Source organism: Zoogloea sp. JDB1 (genome assembly GCF_056724025.1).
In genome coordinates, this window is record NZ_CM161496.1 from 4,713,525 (window position 1) to 4,728,951 (window position 15,427).

Genomic DNA, 15,427 nt, shown 5'->3' on the forward strand with positions numbered 1-15,427 from the left:
CAGCCCTCTCTCTACATATAGAGCGCGCCGACCCGAGTCAGGCCGCCGACAAGGAGACAGATTTGAGAATGCATCGCGTACATGGCGCAGCCGCCCTTCTACTGCTCGCCTGTAGCCTCACTTTTGGTACTGCCCACGCCGCTGGCGACCGGCAAACCGATCCCCTCGACTCGCCGCGCTGGGGCGACATGCGCAAGGAGTTCTTCCCGGCCAAGGCACGGGTAGTCTTCGACGGCCGCGTGAAGGTCAGCGCACCGCTGACCGCTGAAAACGCCCTCAACGTGCCGGTCAGTGTGGATGCCGGCGCCCTGCCCGACGCCACCGAGATCCTGGTCTTCGCCGACTTCAATCCGATCACCCGCATCGTCCGCTTCCGTCCGGAAGGCGCACACCCGGGCCTCGGCTTCCGCATCAAGCTGCAACAATCCACACCGGTCCGTGCGGCGGTCAAGACCCGCGACGGCGTGTGGCACGTGGGCGGCACCTGGGTGAACACCACCGGCGGCGGCTGCACCCTGCCCTCCGCGGGCAGCGGTTCGCCGGAATGGCAGAAGCGCCTCGGCGAAGTCAGCAGCCGCGTGTGGGACCGCAAGGAAGGCGGCGAACGGATCCGCCTGCGCATCATCCACCCCGAAGACACCGGCCTTGCCGCCGGCGTGCCGGCCTTCTACATCCAGGAACTGAAGCTCACCGACGAACAGGGCGCGCCCCTGCTGCAGATCGAGGGCTTCGAGCCGCTGGCCGAGAACCCCGTGTTCTCGGTGGACATCCCCGCCGCCCGGACCGCCGCCGGCTACCGCGTCAGCGGCCGTGACAACAACGGCAACGCCATCTCGGCCGTGATCGAAAAATGAGCATCCTGAGCCGCGCCTCCCGTTCCGCCATCGCCCTGTTCACCCTCGGCTGGGCCCTGCTGCTCGCCGCCGCCGACATGGACTACGGCCTGCAGCCGGTGTCCATCGCCGACGGCACCTGGGTCCTGGTCGGGCGCAGCGAGGACTTCAGTACCGCCAACGGCGGCAACATCGTCAATACCGGCTTCATCGTCACGCCGGCCGGCGTGCTGGTCATCGACAGCGGCCCGTCGCGGGCCTACGGTGAGCAACTCAAGCGCGCCATCGCCCGCATCACCGACAAGCCGGTGACGATGGTCGTCAACACCCACCACCACCCCGACCACTTCCTCGGCAACCAGGCCTTTGCGCCGGAAACCCTGGCCGCTCTGCCCGGCACCATCAATGGCATCCACATGGAAGGCGGCACCTTCAACGAGAACATGTACCGCCTCGCCGGCGACTGGATGGCCGGTACGGAGCCGGTCGCCCCAGCCAGGCAACTGACTGCCGGCCCCCTCGAACTGGGCGGCCATCACCTCGAACTGATCGCCCTCGACGGGCACACCGGCGCCGACCTGGCGATCTTCGACCGAAGCACCGGCGTGCTGTTCGCCGGCGATCTGGTCTTCAACGACCGTGCGCCCACCACGCCGCACGCCAACCTGGTGGCCTGGCAGAAAGCCCTCGACCGCCTGGAGAGCCTCGGCTTCAAGCAGATCGTCCCCGGCCACGGCCCGGTGGCCCAGGACGCCGCACCGATCCGCCAGACCCGCGCCTGGCTCGGCTGGCTGGACGGCAATCTGCGCCAGGCCGCCGAGGATGGCCTCGACATGACCGAAGTGCTGGCTCTCCCGCTGCCTGCTGAATTCCGTCGGCTGGCGGTGGTCGAAGCGGAGTACCGCCGCTCCGTGGGCCAGCTCTACCCGGCCTACGAGCAGCATGCCCTGGCTCGTTCCGGGAGAAACGCCCGATGAGCACGCTGCCTTTAGTGCCCGAAACCCCGTGGCCACGCCCAGCAGCACTGCCACGCCCGCTCAAGCTGGCCATCGGCCTGTCGGTCGGCCTGCATCTGGTGCTCCTGGCCCAACGGGGCTGGACGCCTGAACAGACTGCCGCCCTGCCGCGCCCGCTGCAGGTGATCCTGCGCGCGCCGCAGCCCGTACCGGAAGCCCCGCCGCCACCGCGGCCCGCCGTGGTCGTGCCTGTCGAGGCGCTCCCGGTACATCGGGCGCCCCCTTCGATCGCCGTCCAGGCGCCCAAGCCAACACCGATCCTGACCCGCCCGGCGCGCCCCGATGCACCGCCGGCGCCGGTGGTCCGCGCAACGGAGCCCGTCGCCCAGGCCAGCATGCCTGCACCGGCTGCGCCCCCGGTCGTCGCCGACAGCACGCCACGCACGCCCGCGCCTGCCACCTCGCCAGCGCCAGTGGCCGCCCGCGTGGATGCCGCACCCGCAATTGCTGCCGACGAGCCGCCCGATCCGGCGCTCCTCGAACGCTACGGGCGCAGCCTGTCGTCCCTGTTCGCCCGCCACCAGCAGTACCCTCGCCTGGCCGCCATGCGCGGCTGGGAGGGTGAGGTCCAGGTGCGTATCACCATTGCCCGCAAAGGCAACATCGTCGCCACCCAAGTCGTGCGCTCCAGCGGCTTCGAGGTGCTCGACCAGAACGCCGTGCAGCTGGTCACCACTGCCGGCACGCTGCCGCGCCCGCCGGAAGCGTTGCAGAACAAGGAAATCCAGATCGTCGTTCCGGTCCTGTTCAAGCTGGACAAGCCCACATGAACGCGCCTGCCTGTGCCCTGGCGTCCGAAGGGACCACCGACGCGACGCCCGCCAGCCCGCCCCGCCGCCTGTCCCTGCGCCTGCGCGTCAGTCTGGTGCTCACCGCGCTGGCCACGGCTTTCGTACTGACCGGCGCCGCCCTGTGGATCCGCGACGCCCGCGTCGCCATCGCCGAGGAGATCACCGCCGCCAACCGCGTCGCCAGCCAGTGGCTGACGGTTTCCGCGCAAGGCACCGCCGCCGGCGACCCGGCCTGGACCGAAGCCCGCCTGATCGCCCACCTCAACGCGGTCGGGCGCATCCGCGCCCATCAGCTGGAGGTCCGCGACGTCAGCGGCAAGCTGCTGTACCAGTCCCCCCCGTCCGCCTACAAGGCCGGCCGCGATGCGCCGGACTGGTTTTTCGACTGGCTGAAGCCCGAACTGCCGGCCCTCAAACTGCAGGCCGGCACGCTGACCCTGAGCCTGCAGCCGGACGCCTCCCGCTCGGTGCTCGACTTGTGGGACGACCTCACCGCCGCCGCCACCCGCGCACTGCTGGCTCTGGCCGGCCTGTTCGTCGGCTGCTGGTTCGCCATCGACCGCGCCCTCAAACCCCTCGGTACCGTGATGGCGGCCCTCGACCGGGCTGGGGACGGCAATTTCGACACGCGTCTGCCAGTGGACGCTCCGATCGAGCTGGCCCACCTGGCAGAAGCCTTCAACTCCATGGCCTTGCGCCTGGACCGGGCCGTGGCCGAGAACGTGCACCTGCATCACGAACAGGCCCTGGCACGGACCGTCACCGAAAGACTTGAGGCCGATCGCAAGGCCATCGCCCGTGAGCTCCACGACGAACTCGGCCAGAGCATCACCGCAGTGGCCGCGCTGGCTGGCGCCATCGTCCAGCGCAGTGACAACACGCCGGCCATCCGCCAGAGCGCCGAGGTGATCCGCGACGTCACCTCGCGCATGCAGGGCGACGTACGCGCCCTCCTCACCCGCCTGCGCCCACCGCGCAGCGGCCCGGAAGAGACCCTCGACGATGCGGTGCGTAGCTACCTCACCGCCTGGAGCCAGCGCCACAATGATGTCGAGCTCAGCACCGAGTTGTTCGCCGGCCCCAGCCCATTGCCCGACGAAGTAACACTGACCGCCCTGCGGATCGTGCAGGAATCGTGCACCAACATCATCCGCCACGCCCAGGCCAGCAAAGCCCGCATCCGCCTGTTGCGGGAGGGCGACGCGCTGACCGTCGAGGTCAGCGACAACGGGCGCGGCATCATGCCGGCCTCCGGCCAGGCCGGCTTCGGCCTCGCCGGCATGCGCGAGCGCGTCGCCGAGCTCGGCGGCAGCCTCGACATCTCCAGCCCGTCCGCAGGCGGCACGCGCATCCGCGCCCGTCTGCCGATCGGTCTGCCGGCAGACCGATCCGACAACCTTACCTCCTCCAGCCCGGAGCCCGACGCATCATGAACACCCAGCTCGATCGCCTCCGCATCATCCTCGCCGACGACCACGCCATCGTGCGCATGGGCTTCCGCCTGCTTCTCGAAGGCGCCGGCGCCCAGGTCATCGCCGAAGCCGACAGCGGCGAGGCCGCCCAGCAGCTGATGGCGAGCGAGGATCCGGACGTGCTGGTGATGGACCTGTCGATGCCGGGCTGCGGCGGCCTCGCCGCGCTGGAGCGGATCATGGCCAGAAAGCCCCAGGCCCGGGTGCTGATCGCCTCCGCCCATGCCGACGCGATCACTGCCGAGCGGGCCCTCAAGCTCGGCGCCGCCGGCTACCTGTGCAAGCGCAGCCCACCGGACGAGCTGCTGCGCGCGGTCGGCCTGATCGCCGCCGGCCAGCGCTACATCGACCCGGAGATCGCCAGCGCGCTGCGCCGTGCCGATCGCCCGGAACACCCGGCCGAGGCCCTCACCGACAAGGAATTCAATGTCTTCCTGCAGCTCGCCCAAGGCCGCTCGGTGGCCGAAGTGGCCAGCGACTTCCATCTCAGCCCCAACACCGTCGGCACCCACCTGTACCACATCAAGCAGAAGCTCGGCGTGCAGAACATGGCCGAACTGGCGATGGCCGCCGTGCGCTCCGGCCTGATCCAGGTATAGGCCCTTCCCTTTTTTCTTCCTCTTTCCTTTTCCCTCAACCAGCGAGACCTCCATGACCTACCGCAGCAAGCTCCTCGTCGCAGCCCTTGCCGTCGCCGCCGCCGCGCCGGCCCTCGCCGCCCGCCCCGAACTGAAGGTGAAGGAACAGATCGACATCGCCGCGCCGCCGGCCAAGGTCTGGGAAGTGATCAGCAACTTCGACAACCTGGGCTGGCACCCGGCCGTCGGCAGCACCAGCCTCGACAAGGGCAAGAACAACACCAAGGGCGCGGTGCGCACCGTCACCACCAAGGACGGCGCCAAGCTCGTCGAGGAGCTGGTCGCCTACAAGGCCGCCGCCCACAGCTACACCTACCGCATCATCGACTCCCCGCTGCCGGTCAGCGGCTACGTGTCAACGCTCACCATCAAGCCGGCCAAGGGCGGCAGCCACGTGGAGTGGTCGTCCACCTTCCGCCGCAAGGACGAGAAGCCGGCCGAAGGCGCCGACGACGCCGGCGCGCGCAAGGCCGTGAGCGGCATCTACACCAGCGGCCTCGACGCGCTCAAGAAGCAACTCGAAGCCCACTGAGCGCCGCCATGCCCACGGGGATCGCGCGCCACCTGTTCCGCCGCATCCTCGCGGGCCTGTTCACCCTCCTGCTCGCCGGGCTGGCCTTCCAGGTCGAAGCCGGCGAGTTGAACCAAGCCGACATTGCCCGCCGCTTTCCGCCACCGCTGCACGTGGGCGAGAGGCTGCGCGACATTCCAGCCTGGCCGATCACCTCGGAGCTGGAACCCGAGGCCGGCCCGGTGGCCTACGCCTTCGAATCCATCGACCTGGCGCCGATTCCCGGCTTCGAGGGCACGCCGCTGAACCTGCTGGTCAGCCTCGACCGCAAGGGCGGCTTCATGGACGTGGAGCTGATCCGCCAGCACGAACCGGTCTTCCTGTCCGGCCTCGGCGAAGGCCCCCTGCGCGACTTCCTGCTCCAGTACCGCAACAAGAGCCTCAAGCAGGAGATCACCGTCTCCAGCCTGTACGGCAACACCCGCAGCGGCGCCGGCAGCAAGCGCGTGGTGCTGGACGGGGTCAGCAAGGCCACCGCCTCGGTACGCATCGTCAACCAGACCGTGCTTACTGCCGGATTGGCCGTGGCCCGCGCCCGCCTGGGCTTTGCCGCGCCGGCCGCCGACAAAGGGCCCGTCGCCGAAGTGCGCACGGACGTTTATGAACACCGCAGCTTTGCCGAACTGGTGAAATCCGGAGCCATCGGCCGCCTGCACCTCAGCAACGCCGACGTGGAAAAGCAGTTTGCCGGCAGCGACGGCGCCGGCGTGGATGCCGACGCCCTGGCCCGCCCGAACGACACCTTCACCGAGCTCTACGTCGCCTACCTCAACGCACCGACCATCGGCCGGGCGATCCTCGGCGACGCCGGCCACGCCGACCTGCTGCGCCGCCTGGAACCCGGCCAGCAGGCCTACTGGGTGGCCAGCGCCGGGCGCGACGCCTTCATCGACGACGGCTTCACCCGCGGCACCGTGCCGGCCCGGCTGGCCTTCAGCCAGGCCGGCGGCCCAGTGGAGCTGCGCGACCTGGACATTTCACCGCGCCCGCCGGCTGGCGCGCCGCCCCTCAACGCCGCGCTGGTGCTGCGCGTCCCGCCCATGTCCGGCATCGATCCGGCGGCGCCGGTGCGCTTCGAGCTGACCATCACCCGCGCCAAGGGCTCGATGCTGCCGATCCTCACCCAGCGCAGCGTAAATCTCGACTATCAGGCGCCGGAGGAACTGTTCTCCCGCCCGCCGGCGCCGCTGCCCGACTGGCTGATCGCCTGGAAGGATCGGGCGGTGGAGCTGGCCGTCATCGCCGCGGCGCTGATCCTGCTGTCCATCGTGCTCGCCCGGCCGCGCTGGATCTCTGTGTCGGCACGCCGGCTGAAGGTCTTCCGGCTGGCCTTCCTGGCCTTCACCCTCGGCTACATCGGCTGGTACGCCCAGGGCCAGCTGTCCATCGTGCAGATCACCGGGGCGATCAAGTCGGTGGCGGCTGGCGCCGGCCTCAAGAGCTTCCTGTACGACCCGGTGAGCCTGCTGCTGATCGCCTTCACCGCGATCAGCTTCGTGGTGTGGGGCCGCGGCACCTTCTGCGGCTGGCTGTGCCCCTTCGGCGCGCTGCAGGAGTTCGCCGCGCTGCTGGCCCGCGCGCTGCGGCTGCCCCGCCTGCGCCTGCCGGCCACCGTCGCCCGCGTCCTCGACCGCGGGCGCTACGCGATCCTCGCCGCGCTGGTGGCGGCAGCAGCCTTCGCCCCGCGGCTGGCCGAGACCGGCGTAGAAGTGGAACCCTTCAAGACCGCCATCACCGTCGGCTTCGACCGCTCCTGGCCCTTCGTCGCCTACGCGGTGCTGCTGCTCGTCCTCGGCGGGCTGTACTACAAGTTCTTCTGCCGCTACCTGTGCCCCCTCGGCGCGGCGATGACCCTCGGCGGCAAGCTGCGCCTGCTCGACTGGCTGCCGCGCCGCCGGGAATGCGGCCAGCCCTGCCAGACCTGCCGCCACCGCTGCGCCTACGACGCCATCGAGAAATCCGGCGCGATCCGCTACGACGACTGCTTCCAGTGCCTCGACTGCGTCGGTATCTACCACGACGAGAACCGCTGCGCGCCGATCATGCTTTACCGCAAGAAAGGCCTGTCGCCTTCCGGCGACGCACAACGCCGTTGAACACCCCGCGCGATGCGTTCCTTTGATCTAGGACGCATCGCCGCCGCCCCAGGAGCGCACAATGGCGACTCTGCTCCTGTCATGACGGTGCCCGGATGTTCCGCATAGCGCTGAAGATGCTCCTTGGTGATCGTGGCAAGTATTTCGGCATCATCACCGGCATCGCCCTCGCCTCCCTGCTGATGATTCAGCAGCCGGGCATCCTGATCTCGATTTTTTCCCGCACCTACAGTTTCATCTCCGACGTCGCGTTACCGGACATCTGGGTAATGGACCCGATGGTCAAGTACGTGGACGATTCCCAGCCCATGCTCGACACCCAGCTGTACCGGGTGCGAGGCGTCAAGGGTGTGGAATGGGCGGTGCCCCTCTACAAGGGCAATCAACGGGTCCGGCTGGGCGACGGCCAGCTCGTCAGTTCGAACCTGATCGGCCTGGATGACGCCACCCTCATTGGCGGACCGGCGGTCATGCTGAAGGGCCGGCTGGCCGACCTGCACCTGCCCGACGCGGTGATCGTCGACGAGGCCGGCGCCACCGGCCGTCTCGCCAAACCCGCCAGCCCCGGTAAAAAGGCTGAGCCCCTGCAGGTCGGCGACATCCTCGAGATCAACGACAAACGGGCGCGAGTCGTCGGCATCGCCCGCGCCGGTGCCACTTTCCAGTCCCAGCCGATCATCTACACGACCTACACGCGGGCCACCACCTATGCCCTGTCGGAGCGCAAGCTGCTCTCCTACATTCTCGTCAAGGCCAAGGCCGACGAACCGGTGGCAAACGTGACGGCGCGCATCCGCCACGACACAGGCATGGCTGCCCGCAGCGCCGACGAGTTCAAGGACATGACCTTCCAGTACATCCTCAACAACACGTCCATCCTCACCAACTTCGGCTTCGTGGTCGTCGTCGGCTTCATCGTCGGCGCTGCGGTGACCGGCCAGATCTTCTACAACTTCACTCTCGACAACCTGCGCTATTTCGCCGTCTTCAAGGCGATGGGCGCCACGGACCGCATACTGCGCCGGATGATCCTGCTGCAGGCGCTGCTGGTCGGTTTCGTCGGATTCGGGTTGGGGGCCGGCGCCACAGCCGTGTTTGCCGCCATCACCCGCGAACGCCCGGGACTGTCGATGACGCTGAACTGGCAACTTCTTCTCGGCAGCAGCATTGCCGTAGCGGTCATCGTGCTGTTCGCGGCACTCATCAGCGTGCGCAAGGTGCTCAAGCTGGAACCCGCGGTGGTATTCAAATGAACGGGCCTGCATCTGCCGTGCAATGCAAGGGTGTCGTCAAACGCTATGGCAGCGGGGAGGCCGAAGTGCTGGCCCTGCGCGGCATCGATCTGGAAGTACGGATGGGCGAGTTGTTGATGCTGGTCGGCCCGTCCGGCTGCGGCAAGACGACGCTGATCTCGGTCATCGCCGGCATCCTCGACCAGGACGACGGCGAATGCCTGCTGTTCGGCCAGGACATCACGCGCCTGCCGGCCAATGAGCGGACCCGCTACCGGGGCCAAAGGATCGGCTTCGTATTCCAGTCCTTCAACCTGATCCCCACCCTGACCGCCGCCGAGAACGTGGCGATCCCCTTGCTCATCAATGGTGTGCCCTTCGACAACGCCGTCGCGGAAGCCCGCTCCCGCCTGCGCGACGTGCAGCTGGAAGGACGGGAAGATGCGTTACCGACCCAGCTGTCGGGCGGCCAACAGCAGCGGGTAGCCATCGCCCGCGCCATCATCCATCGGCCACGCCTGGTGGTCTGCGACGAGCCCACCAGCGCGCTCGACGGAGAAACCGGACACAAGGTGATGCAGGTTCTCAAGAACGTGGCCGTCGGCAGCGACCGCGCGCTGGTGATCGTCACTCACGATGCACGCATTTACGAATTCGCCGACCGCATCGCACGCATGGAAGACGGCCGTATCGTCAGCGTCGAGCAGACAGACAGCGGCGCCACGGAGAATGCCCCATGAAACTCAAGAACCGTATCCTGCCCGGTCTGGCCGCCCTGGGCCTGATCGTCGCCATCATCGTGGCCGTCCAGGCCGAACGCAGGCCCCCGCCTGCCCAACCGGTCGCCCAACCGGCCCAGGCGCCGTTCAAGTCCTACATCGGCGGCGCCGGGCTCGTGGAAGCGAGCAGCAACAACATCGACATCGGCACCGGCGTAGCCGGCATCGTCCAACGAGTACTCGTCAAGGTCGGTGACCACGTGGCGGTCGGCACGCCGCTGTTCCAGATCGATGACCGGGATTTCCGGGCTGGGTTGCTCGTCAAGCAGGCCAACATCGTCAAGGCCCGGGCGGCGGTCGAAGAGGCCAAAGCGACCCTTGAGGATGCCCGCTCCCAGTACGCGCTGGTGAGCAGCGTCGGCGACCAGCGCGCGGTGAGCCTTGACGACGTGCAGAAACGCCGCAATGCCGAACTGCTGGCCAAGGCAAGGCTCGAAAGCGCACATGCGGCGGTCACGGCCGCCGAAGCGGATGCCAAATCCACTCAGATTGAAATTGAGCGCCTGACGGTGCGCGCGCCCATCGACGGGGAGATCATGCAGGTGAACATCCGCCCCGGCGAATTCGCACAGGCGGGTGTCCTCACCACCCCGCTCATCAAAATGGGCAATCTCGATCAGCTCTATGTCCGCGTCAATATCGACGAGAACGACGCCTGGCGCTTCAAGCCTCAGACCGCTGCAGCGGCCTCCCTGCGCGGCAATCGCGAACTGAAGACGCCGCTGAGCTTCGTTCGGGTCGAACCCTATGTGACGCCGAAGCAGTCGCTCACTGGCGCCAGCACTGAAAGGGTCGATACCCGGGTGCTGCAGGTCCTTTACAGCTTCCCGCGCAATGCGCTGCCGGCCTTCGTGGGCCAGCAGATGGACGTGTTCATCGAGACGCCGGAGATCCCCCCCGTAGCCCCCGCGGCGACGCAGGCCAGCGGAGTTACACGATGAGCTCCTATCGACACCGACGCCGGGGCATCGCCACGCCGCTGGTGCTTCTGCTTGCGGCGAGCCTGTGCGGCTGCAGCGCCGTCGGACCGGATTATGTGCAGCCTGATCTGGGCGCACCACAGCAATGGTCCGCTGCGCAGGAGCCTCCATCCCCAGCCCCCGGTTTGGCGCAGAACCGCTGGTGGCAAGCCTTCGGTGATCCCCTGCTGGATCGCCTGATCGACGAGGCCGACCGTGGCAGCCTTGATCTCGCTCAGGCCCAGGCCCGCGTACGACAGGCGCGGGCGGCCTGGCTGACGGCTGACGCCGCACGCCTTCCGAACGTCAATGCCAGTGCCTCGGTCAACCGCAGCGACAGCAGCAACAACACTGCGGCCGCGGCCCTCGCGTCCAACAAAGGACCGACCAGCGTGTATCTGGCGGGCTTCGATGCCAGTTGGGAAATCGACGTCTTCGGCGGACTCCGCCGGGCCGAGGAAAGCGCCCGGGCGAGCCTCGAAGCAAGTACTGCCAACCTGGATGCGACCCGTCTCAGCCTGCGCGGCGAGCTCGCCCGCAACTACATCGAGCTCCGGGCCAACCAAGCCCAGCTCGACATCGTCCGTGCCAACACCGAGAGCCAACGGCAAACCGTCGACGTCACCCGCGAACGCTATCGACTCGGCCTCACCAGCTATCTAGATGTCAGCCAGGCCGAGGCCCAACGCGCCGCCACCGAGGCCAACATCCCCGTACTGACCGCCGCTATTGCCCAGTCCATCCATCGCCTGGGAATCCTGGTCGGCCGGGAGCCGGCGGCACTGAAGGCCGAACTGAGCACCTCGGCCCCCCTGCCCACCGATACGGGCCTCAGCGCCGTGGGCCTGCCCGCCGAACTGCTGGCCCGTCGCCCCGACCTGCGGGCAGCGGAACGCAACCTGGCGGCCGCGTCGGCGGACATCGGCGTAGCCACCGCCAATCTGTACCCGAAATTCGATCTGACCCTGGGCCTCGGCCTGCAAAGCAACCAGGCGTCCCGCTTCGCCGAACAATCGAGCCGCTATTGGTCCATCGTGCCCGGCCTGGCGCTGCCGGTCTTCAACGGGGGGCGGACGCAAGCTCAGATCGCCAGCCGGCAAGCCATTTTCGACGAAGCCCTGGCCCGCTACCGGGCCGCGTACCACAGCGCGCTCGAAGACGTGGAGAACGCGCTGACCAACTACTATGCAGAAAGATTACGGCAAGTCACCCTCGCCGAAGCAGTCAACGCCAACCTGCAGGCCGTCAGTCTGGCCAGGGATCGCTATCGGCGCGGCCTCACGACCTTCCTTGATGTCCTCACGGCGGAAGGCACGTTGTTCAATGCACAACGCAACCTGAGCCAATCCCAGGCGAATCTGCTTACCGATCTGGTCGCACTGCACAAGGCTTTGGGCGGCGGATGGCGATCGGCGGCGGACCCGCAGGCCGACAATACCGGGCCGGGCAGCCTTGCATCCGGCTTGCAGGCGTATCCAGCACGTTGACGAGACTGCATGCCCTTCGGAATACTGCGTGGCTCAACACAAAACCGTTGTCTCTTGCGCTCGGACAGCACGACTCGCCTTGCCGCCCAGCCACACCAGCAGCCCATCAACAAGGAATCCCCATGAAGTTTTCCCGCACCCTCCTCCCCCTCACCCTGATCGCCGGCCTGCTGGCCCAGGCCCCCGCCTTCGCCGCCGAACCGGCCAAGGGAGCCGCCGGCAAGAACGTGGCCACGGTCAATGGCGTGGGCATTCCCCAGGGCGCCTACGACCTGCTGGCAGATCGTGCCAAATCCCAGGGCGCCACCGACGGCCCGCAACTCACCAACGAGATCCGCGGCCGCCTGATCCAGACCGAACTGCTCAACCAGGCCGCCAAGAAGAAGGGCCTCGACCGCAAGCCCGAGATCGCCCTGCAGCTGGAGCTGGCCCGCCACCAGATCATCGCCAACGCCTACGTGGCCGACTACATGCAGAGCCACCCGGTCACCGACGCCGCCGCCAAGGCCGAGTACGACCGCCTCGTGGCCCAGACCGGCAACAAGGAATTCAAGTCCCGCCACATCCTCGTGAAGGAAGAGAAGGAAGCCAAGGACATCATCGAGCGCCTCAAGATGGGTGAGAAGTTCGACAAGCTGGCCAGCCTGTCCACCGATCCGGGCACCAAGGACAAGGGCGGCGACCTCGGCTGGACCGTGCCGAGCAGCTTCGTCGAGCCGTTTGCCAAGGCTCTCGCCGGCCTGACCCCAGGCACCTACACCCAGACGCCGGTGCAGACCCCTTTCGGCTACCACGTGATCCAGCTCGACGAAATCCGTGATCTCAAGCTGCCCAGCTTCGAGGAAGCCAAGCCGCAGATCACCCAGCGCCTGCAGGCCCAGACGGTGGAACAGCACCTCCAGGAGCTGGCCAAGGCTGCCAAGATCAACTGATCAACCCATAGCCTTGTCAGCACAAAAACAAGGGGAGCCGTCTGGCTCCCCTTGTTTTTCCGGTAACACCGGCAATCAGCGCGAACCGGATCGCCCACAGGATCCCCACACGAAACGCAGCCTCAGCATCCCGACATCAACTCCGTCCCACCAGGAAGACACCCGCACAGATCAAGGCAACGCCGATCATGCGCAGCCCTCCCACCTGCTCCCCAAGCAGAATGCCTACCGCGGCGGTCCCGGCAAACCCCAGCCCGACGAGGGGATAAGCCTTGCTGACATCCCATTTCGACAACACCCCCAGCCAGACGATGGCCCCTAGCCCGTAGCACAGAAAGCCAGCCAGCACATAGCTGTTTGTGAAGATGGACGACAGGGCACGCAGCGTGTAGGGCTGCCCCATGGCTTCGCGAACACCTTCGCTGGACATGCCGGCCTTCAAGGAAAACTGGGCCGCAACCGAAAGCCCGATACTGACAATCGCAAGAATGAGCGTGTTCATGACAGGAAATCCAGAGGCATGAAACGGGCAAGTAACGTTACGGCAACCATGTACACCACGGCAATGCGGCTGCCGATGTCTTTCACGGCATAGATCACCGGATCTTCGTGCATCTCCCCTCGCGAAGTCTTGATCCACAAGCGGGCCAGCCAATAGATCAGGCCCATCGCGACCATCCACAGCATCTGCGGGGCTGCGTAATGCGACACGGTCTCCGGCGCACTTATGAAGAGCCCGAACACAACCACCGACGACAACGCAGCCCCCACTCCCAGCGGCCACAACACGCCGAGGTCACTCACCCGGTAATCGCGCCCTCGCACGACCTCCCCTCCCCGTTGTGCCAGCGATACCAGTTCGGCACAGCGCTTTATCAGGGCAAGGCTCAAAAACATGAACGCAGAGAAGGCCAGCAACCAGGAACTCGTCACCACACCGATGGCAACCGACCCTGCCAGGATGCGCAAGGTGTAAAGGATGGACAGCATCAGCACATCGACCAGTACATAGGCTTTCAACACCCAGCTATAGGCGCTGGTCAGCACGAGGTACAGAAGCAGCATCAGGAAGAACCCTCTCGACACCGCCAGCGCCATCATGCAGGCCATCACCAGGGCCAGGCCCGCCACCGTCACGCCGCGCAGGATCGGCAACGTGGCACTGGCAAAAGGGCGCTTGCACTTACGGGGATGTGCCCGGTCGTTATCCAGATCCCATAGGTCATTCACCATGTAAGTGGCCGAAGCTGCAAACGAGAACGACAGGAAGGCCAAGCCAATCGCCACCAGCTTGGAGACATCGAGAAACGAAAAGGCGGTCAGCAGGGGTACCAACAGCAGCAGGTTCTTGGTCCATTGGTGGACGCGCAACGCACGCAGCCAGATGGCGAGGCTCACCCGCTCCGCCGGGAATTCCCGCTCGATCGGGGTATCGCCCCTGACCTCGGCAGCCGTTTCTGGCGCCACTCCGACCAGGATGGCCGCTTCGGCGGATCTCCAGATGGGCAGGTCGGCCCGGCTGTCGCCGGCATAGACGAATGTCTCGCCGACGTTATCCCGGATTGCCTTCAGCTTGGCGCTGCCCTTCAGGTTGTGATCGCTGCGGCTCGCCAGTACCTGGTCGAACAAACCCAGATGCCTGGAAACCCCTTCGGCGATCGACTGATGCGCCGCCGTGGCCAGCACCAACGGACGCCCTTTCTCCTTCTCCTCGCGCAGATAGTCCAGCAAGGGTCCACGGTAGGGCAGGCTTTCCGGCGGGATGCTGACATGCATGGCAACCGCCTCCTTGAAGCCTGCCCTGCCCTTCAAAAGCCAGAAAGGCAAGCGCAGCAGATTGAGAGGCGATGTTCTAATCAGCCTGACGACGGACTCCACCAGTGTATCTGTCGGCGTCAGCGTGCCATCCAGATCCACTACCAGAGGGATACCTCTTGTCATTATTCATTCGCTCCATGGATATTCCATTCATCAAGTACTGCTAGGCAGTAGCGTCCGGCGAATTATACCGGCCCGGCCATGAAGGACTTCGTTACAAGCATGGAGTGCGCTCAGAGACCCATCGCCCCGCACGCCTTCATCCCCCACGCCAATCGCCGCGCCCTTCATGTGTAACGAACACGACAATCCCCTTGTCGCGTCGCCTATCCCACACCGTAACGTACGCCACAACACACAAAACAATCCTTAAATTTCAACACATTGCGAGATTGATCAGGCCTGGCACACGGGTTGCAACACTGAGTTGCGCTCACAACCCAATCACCCCCCCAGGAGAAAACCATGATCACCCTCACCCCCAATGCGTGTAAGGCTGTTTCCCGCTTCATTTCGACGGCTGCCGATCCGGTGGCGGGACTGCGCATCGTGGTGTCGGGCGGCGGTTGCGCCGGCCTGCAATACAACATGAAGCTGGAAAGCGAAAAGCAGGACGACGACAACGTGCTCGTCATCGATGGCCTCACCGTTCTGATCGACCCGTACTCCGCACCGCTGATCGAAGGCACCACCATCGACTTCGTCGATTCCCTGTCCGGCAGCGGCTTCAAGTTCGAAAACCCCAAGGCGGCCAAGTCCTGCGAATGCGGCCAGTCCTTCGCAGCCTGATCGAAGGAGACTGT

At 66.4% G+C, this 15,427-nt stretch carries 15 protein-coding genes; 13 read left to right on the forward strand and 2 right to left on the reverse strand.

Annotated elements, in window-relative coordinates:
- Positions 1 to 68 precede the first annotated feature (68 nt).
- The 12 genes from AC1PPK_RS21395 (at position 69) to AC1PPK_RS21450 (ending at position 12,806) form a co-directional block, all read left to right on the forward strand.
- On the forward strand, positions 69 to 854 hold the full coding sequence (locus AC1PPK_RS21395) for a quinoprotein dehydrogenase-associated SoxYZ-like carrier (RefSeq protein WP_481115016.1): 786 nt from the start codon (positions 69 to 71) through the stop codon (positions 852 to 854).
- The gene (locus tag AC1PPK_RS21400; protein WP_481115017.1) at positions 851 to 1,810 is read left to right on the forward strand and encodes a quinoprotein relay system zinc metallohydrolase 1; all 960 of its coding nucleotides are present in this window, start codon (positions 851 to 853) and stop codon (positions 1,808 to 1,810) included. The genes AC1PPK_RS21395 and AC1PPK_RS21400 overlap by 4 nt, the downstream gene beginning before the upstream one ends.
- Positions 1,807 to 2,619 (forward strand): energy transducer TonB, encoded by an 813-nt coding sequence (locus tag AC1PPK_RS21405; protein WP_481115018.1) that lies wholly within the window; start codon positions 1,807 to 1,809, stop codon positions 2,617 to 2,619. The genes AC1PPK_RS21400 and AC1PPK_RS21405 overlap by 4 nt, the downstream gene beginning before the upstream one ends.
- Positions 2,616 to 4,073 carry a HAMP domain-containing sensor histidine kinase gene (locus AC1PPK_RS21410; protein WP_481115019.1) on the forward strand — a complete coding sequence of 486 codons (1,458 nt, stop codon included), beginning with the start codon at positions 2,616 to 2,618 and terminating at the stop codon, positions 4,071 to 4,073. The genes AC1PPK_RS21405 and AC1PPK_RS21410 overlap by 4 nt, the downstream gene beginning before the upstream one ends.
- Positions 4,070 to 4,711, forward strand: coding sequence for a response regulator (locus AC1PPK_RS21415; protein ID WP_481115020.1), 642 nt, complete (start codon positions 4,070 to 4,072; stop codon positions 4,709 to 4,711). The genes AC1PPK_RS21410 and AC1PPK_RS21415 overlap by 4 nt, the downstream gene beginning before the upstream one ends.
- 52 nt (positions 4,712 to 4,763) lie before the next feature.
- Positions 4,764 to 5,282, forward strand: a complete 519-nt coding sequence (locus AC1PPK_RS21420; protein ID WP_481115021.1) for an SRPBCC family protein — start codon at positions 4,764 to 4,766, stop codon at positions 5,280 to 5,282.
- A gap of 8 nt (positions 5,283 to 5,290) precedes the next feature.
- Positions 5,291 to 7,417 (forward strand): 4Fe-4S binding protein, encoded by a 2,127-nt coding sequence (locus AC1PPK_RS21425; protein WP_481115022.1) that lies wholly within the window; start codon positions 5,291 to 5,293, stop codon positions 7,415 to 7,417.
- A gap of 95 nt (positions 7,418 to 7,512) precedes the next feature.
- Positions 7,513 to 8,670 (forward strand): ABC transporter permease, encoded by a 1,158-nt coding sequence (locus AC1PPK_RS21430; RefSeq protein ID WP_481115023.1) that lies wholly within the window; start codon positions 7,513 to 7,515, stop codon positions 8,668 to 8,670.
- Complete coding sequence (locus tag AC1PPK_RS21435; RefSeq protein WP_481115024.1) at positions 8,667 to 9,389, forward strand: ABC transporter ATP-binding protein; 723 nt, start codon at positions 8,667 to 8,669, stop codon at positions 9,387 to 9,389. The genes AC1PPK_RS21430 and AC1PPK_RS21435 overlap by 4 nt, the downstream gene beginning before the upstream one ends.
- Entirely contained in the window at positions 9,386 to 10,369 is a 984-nt protein-coding gene (locus tag AC1PPK_RS21440) for an efflux RND transporter periplasmic adaptor subunit (protein WP_481115025.1), read from the forward strand. Before AC1PPK_RS21435 ends, AC1PPK_RS21440 begins: the two co-directional genes overlap by 4 nt.
- Entirely contained in the window at positions 10,366 to 11,874 is a 1,509-nt protein-coding gene (locus tag AC1PPK_RS21445) for an efflux transporter outer membrane subunit (protein WP_481115026.1), read from the forward strand. Before AC1PPK_RS21440 ends, AC1PPK_RS21445 begins: the two co-directional genes overlap by 4 nt.
- Positions 11,875 to 11,996: 122 nt before the next feature.
- Positions 11,997 to 12,806: a peptidyl-prolyl cis-trans isomerase gene (locus AC1PPK_RS21450; RefSeq protein WP_481115027.1), complete on the forward strand. Its 810-nt coding sequence runs from the start codon at positions 11,997 to 11,999 to the stop codon at positions 12,804 to 12,806.
- 136 nt (positions 12,807 to 12,942) lie between these two features.
- Here the strand turns inward: AC1PPK_RS21450 and AC1PPK_RS21455 are convergent, their stop codons facing one another.
- Entirely contained in the window at positions 12,943 to 13,308 is a 366-nt protein-coding gene (locus AC1PPK_RS21455; protein ID WP_481115028.1) for a DMT family transporter, read from the reverse strand.
- Positions 13,305 to 14,747 (reverse strand): UbiA family prenyltransferase, encoded by a 1,443-nt coding sequence (locus tag AC1PPK_RS21460; RefSeq protein ID WP_481115029.1) that lies wholly within the window; start codon positions 14,745 to 14,747, stop codon positions 13,305 to 13,307. Before AC1PPK_RS21460 ends, AC1PPK_RS21455 begins: the two co-directional genes overlap by 4 nt.
- Before the next feature lie 342 nt (positions 14,748 to 15,089).
- Between AC1PPK_RS21460 and AC1PPK_RS21465 the strand changes: the two genes are divergently transcribed.
- On the forward strand, positions 15,090 to 15,413 hold the full coding sequence (locus AC1PPK_RS21465) for a HesB/IscA family protein (protein ID WP_481115030.1): 324 nt from the start codon (positions 15,090 to 15,092) through the stop codon (positions 15,411 to 15,413).
- Positions 15,414 to 15,427: the final 14 nt, after the last annotated feature.

Coding starts and splice junctions, on each gene's coding strand:
- AC1PPK_RS21395 (WP_481115016.1), top strand. CDS start 69: ATGCATCGCGTACATGGCGCAGCCGCCCTTCTACTGCTCGCCTGTAGC.
- AC1PPK_RS21400 (WP_481115017.1), top strand. CDS start 851: ATGAGCATCCTGAGCCGCGCCTCCCGTTCCGCCATCGCCCTGTTCACC.
- AC1PPK_RS21405 (WP_481115018.1), top strand. CDS start 1,807: ATGAGCACGCTGCCTTTAGTGCCCGAAACCCCGTGGCCACGCCCAGCA.
- AC1PPK_RS21410 (WP_481115019.1), top strand. CDS start 2,616: ATGAACGCGCCTGCCTGTGCCCTGGCGTCCGAAGGGACCACCGACGCG.
- AC1PPK_RS21415 (WP_481115020.1), top strand. CDS start 4,070: ATGAACACCCAGCTCGATCGCCTCCGCATCATCCTCGCCGACGACCAC.
- AC1PPK_RS21420 (WP_481115021.1), top strand. CDS start 4,764: ATGACCTACCGCAGCAAGCTCCTCGTCGCAGCCCTTGCCGTCGCCGCC.
- AC1PPK_RS21425 (WP_481115022.1), top strand. CDS start 5,291: ATGCCCACGGGGATCGCGCGCCACCTGTTCCGCCGCATCCTCGCGGGC.
- AC1PPK_RS21430 (WP_481115023.1), top strand. CDS start 7,513: ATGTTCCGCATAGCGCTGAAGATGCTCCTTGGTGATCGTGGCAAGTAT.
- AC1PPK_RS21435 (WP_481115024.1), top strand. CDS start 8,667: ATGAACGGGCCTGCATCTGCCGTGCAATGCAAGGGTGTCGTCAAACGC.
- AC1PPK_RS21440 (WP_481115025.1), top strand. CDS start 9,386: ATGAAACTCAAGAACCGTATCCTGCCCGGTCTGGCCGCCCTGGGCCTG.
- AC1PPK_RS21445 (WP_481115026.1), top strand. CDS start 10,366: ATGAGCTCCTATCGACACCGACGCCGGGGCATCGCCACGCCGCTGGTG.
- AC1PPK_RS21450 (WP_481115027.1), top strand. CDS start 11,997: ATGAAGTTTTCCCGCACCCTCCTCCCCCTCACCCTGATCGCCGGCCTG.
- AC1PPK_RS21455 (WP_481115028.1), bottom strand. CDS start 13,308: ATGAACACGCTCATTCTTGCGATTGTCAGTATCGGGCTTTCGGTTGCG.
- AC1PPK_RS21460 (WP_481115029.1), bottom strand. CDS start 14,747: ATGACAAGAGGTATCCCTCTGGTAGTGGATCTGGATGGCACGCTGACG.
- AC1PPK_RS21465 (WP_481115030.1), top strand. CDS start 15,090: ATGATCACCCTCACCCCCAATGCGTGTAAGGCTGTTTCCCGCTTCATT.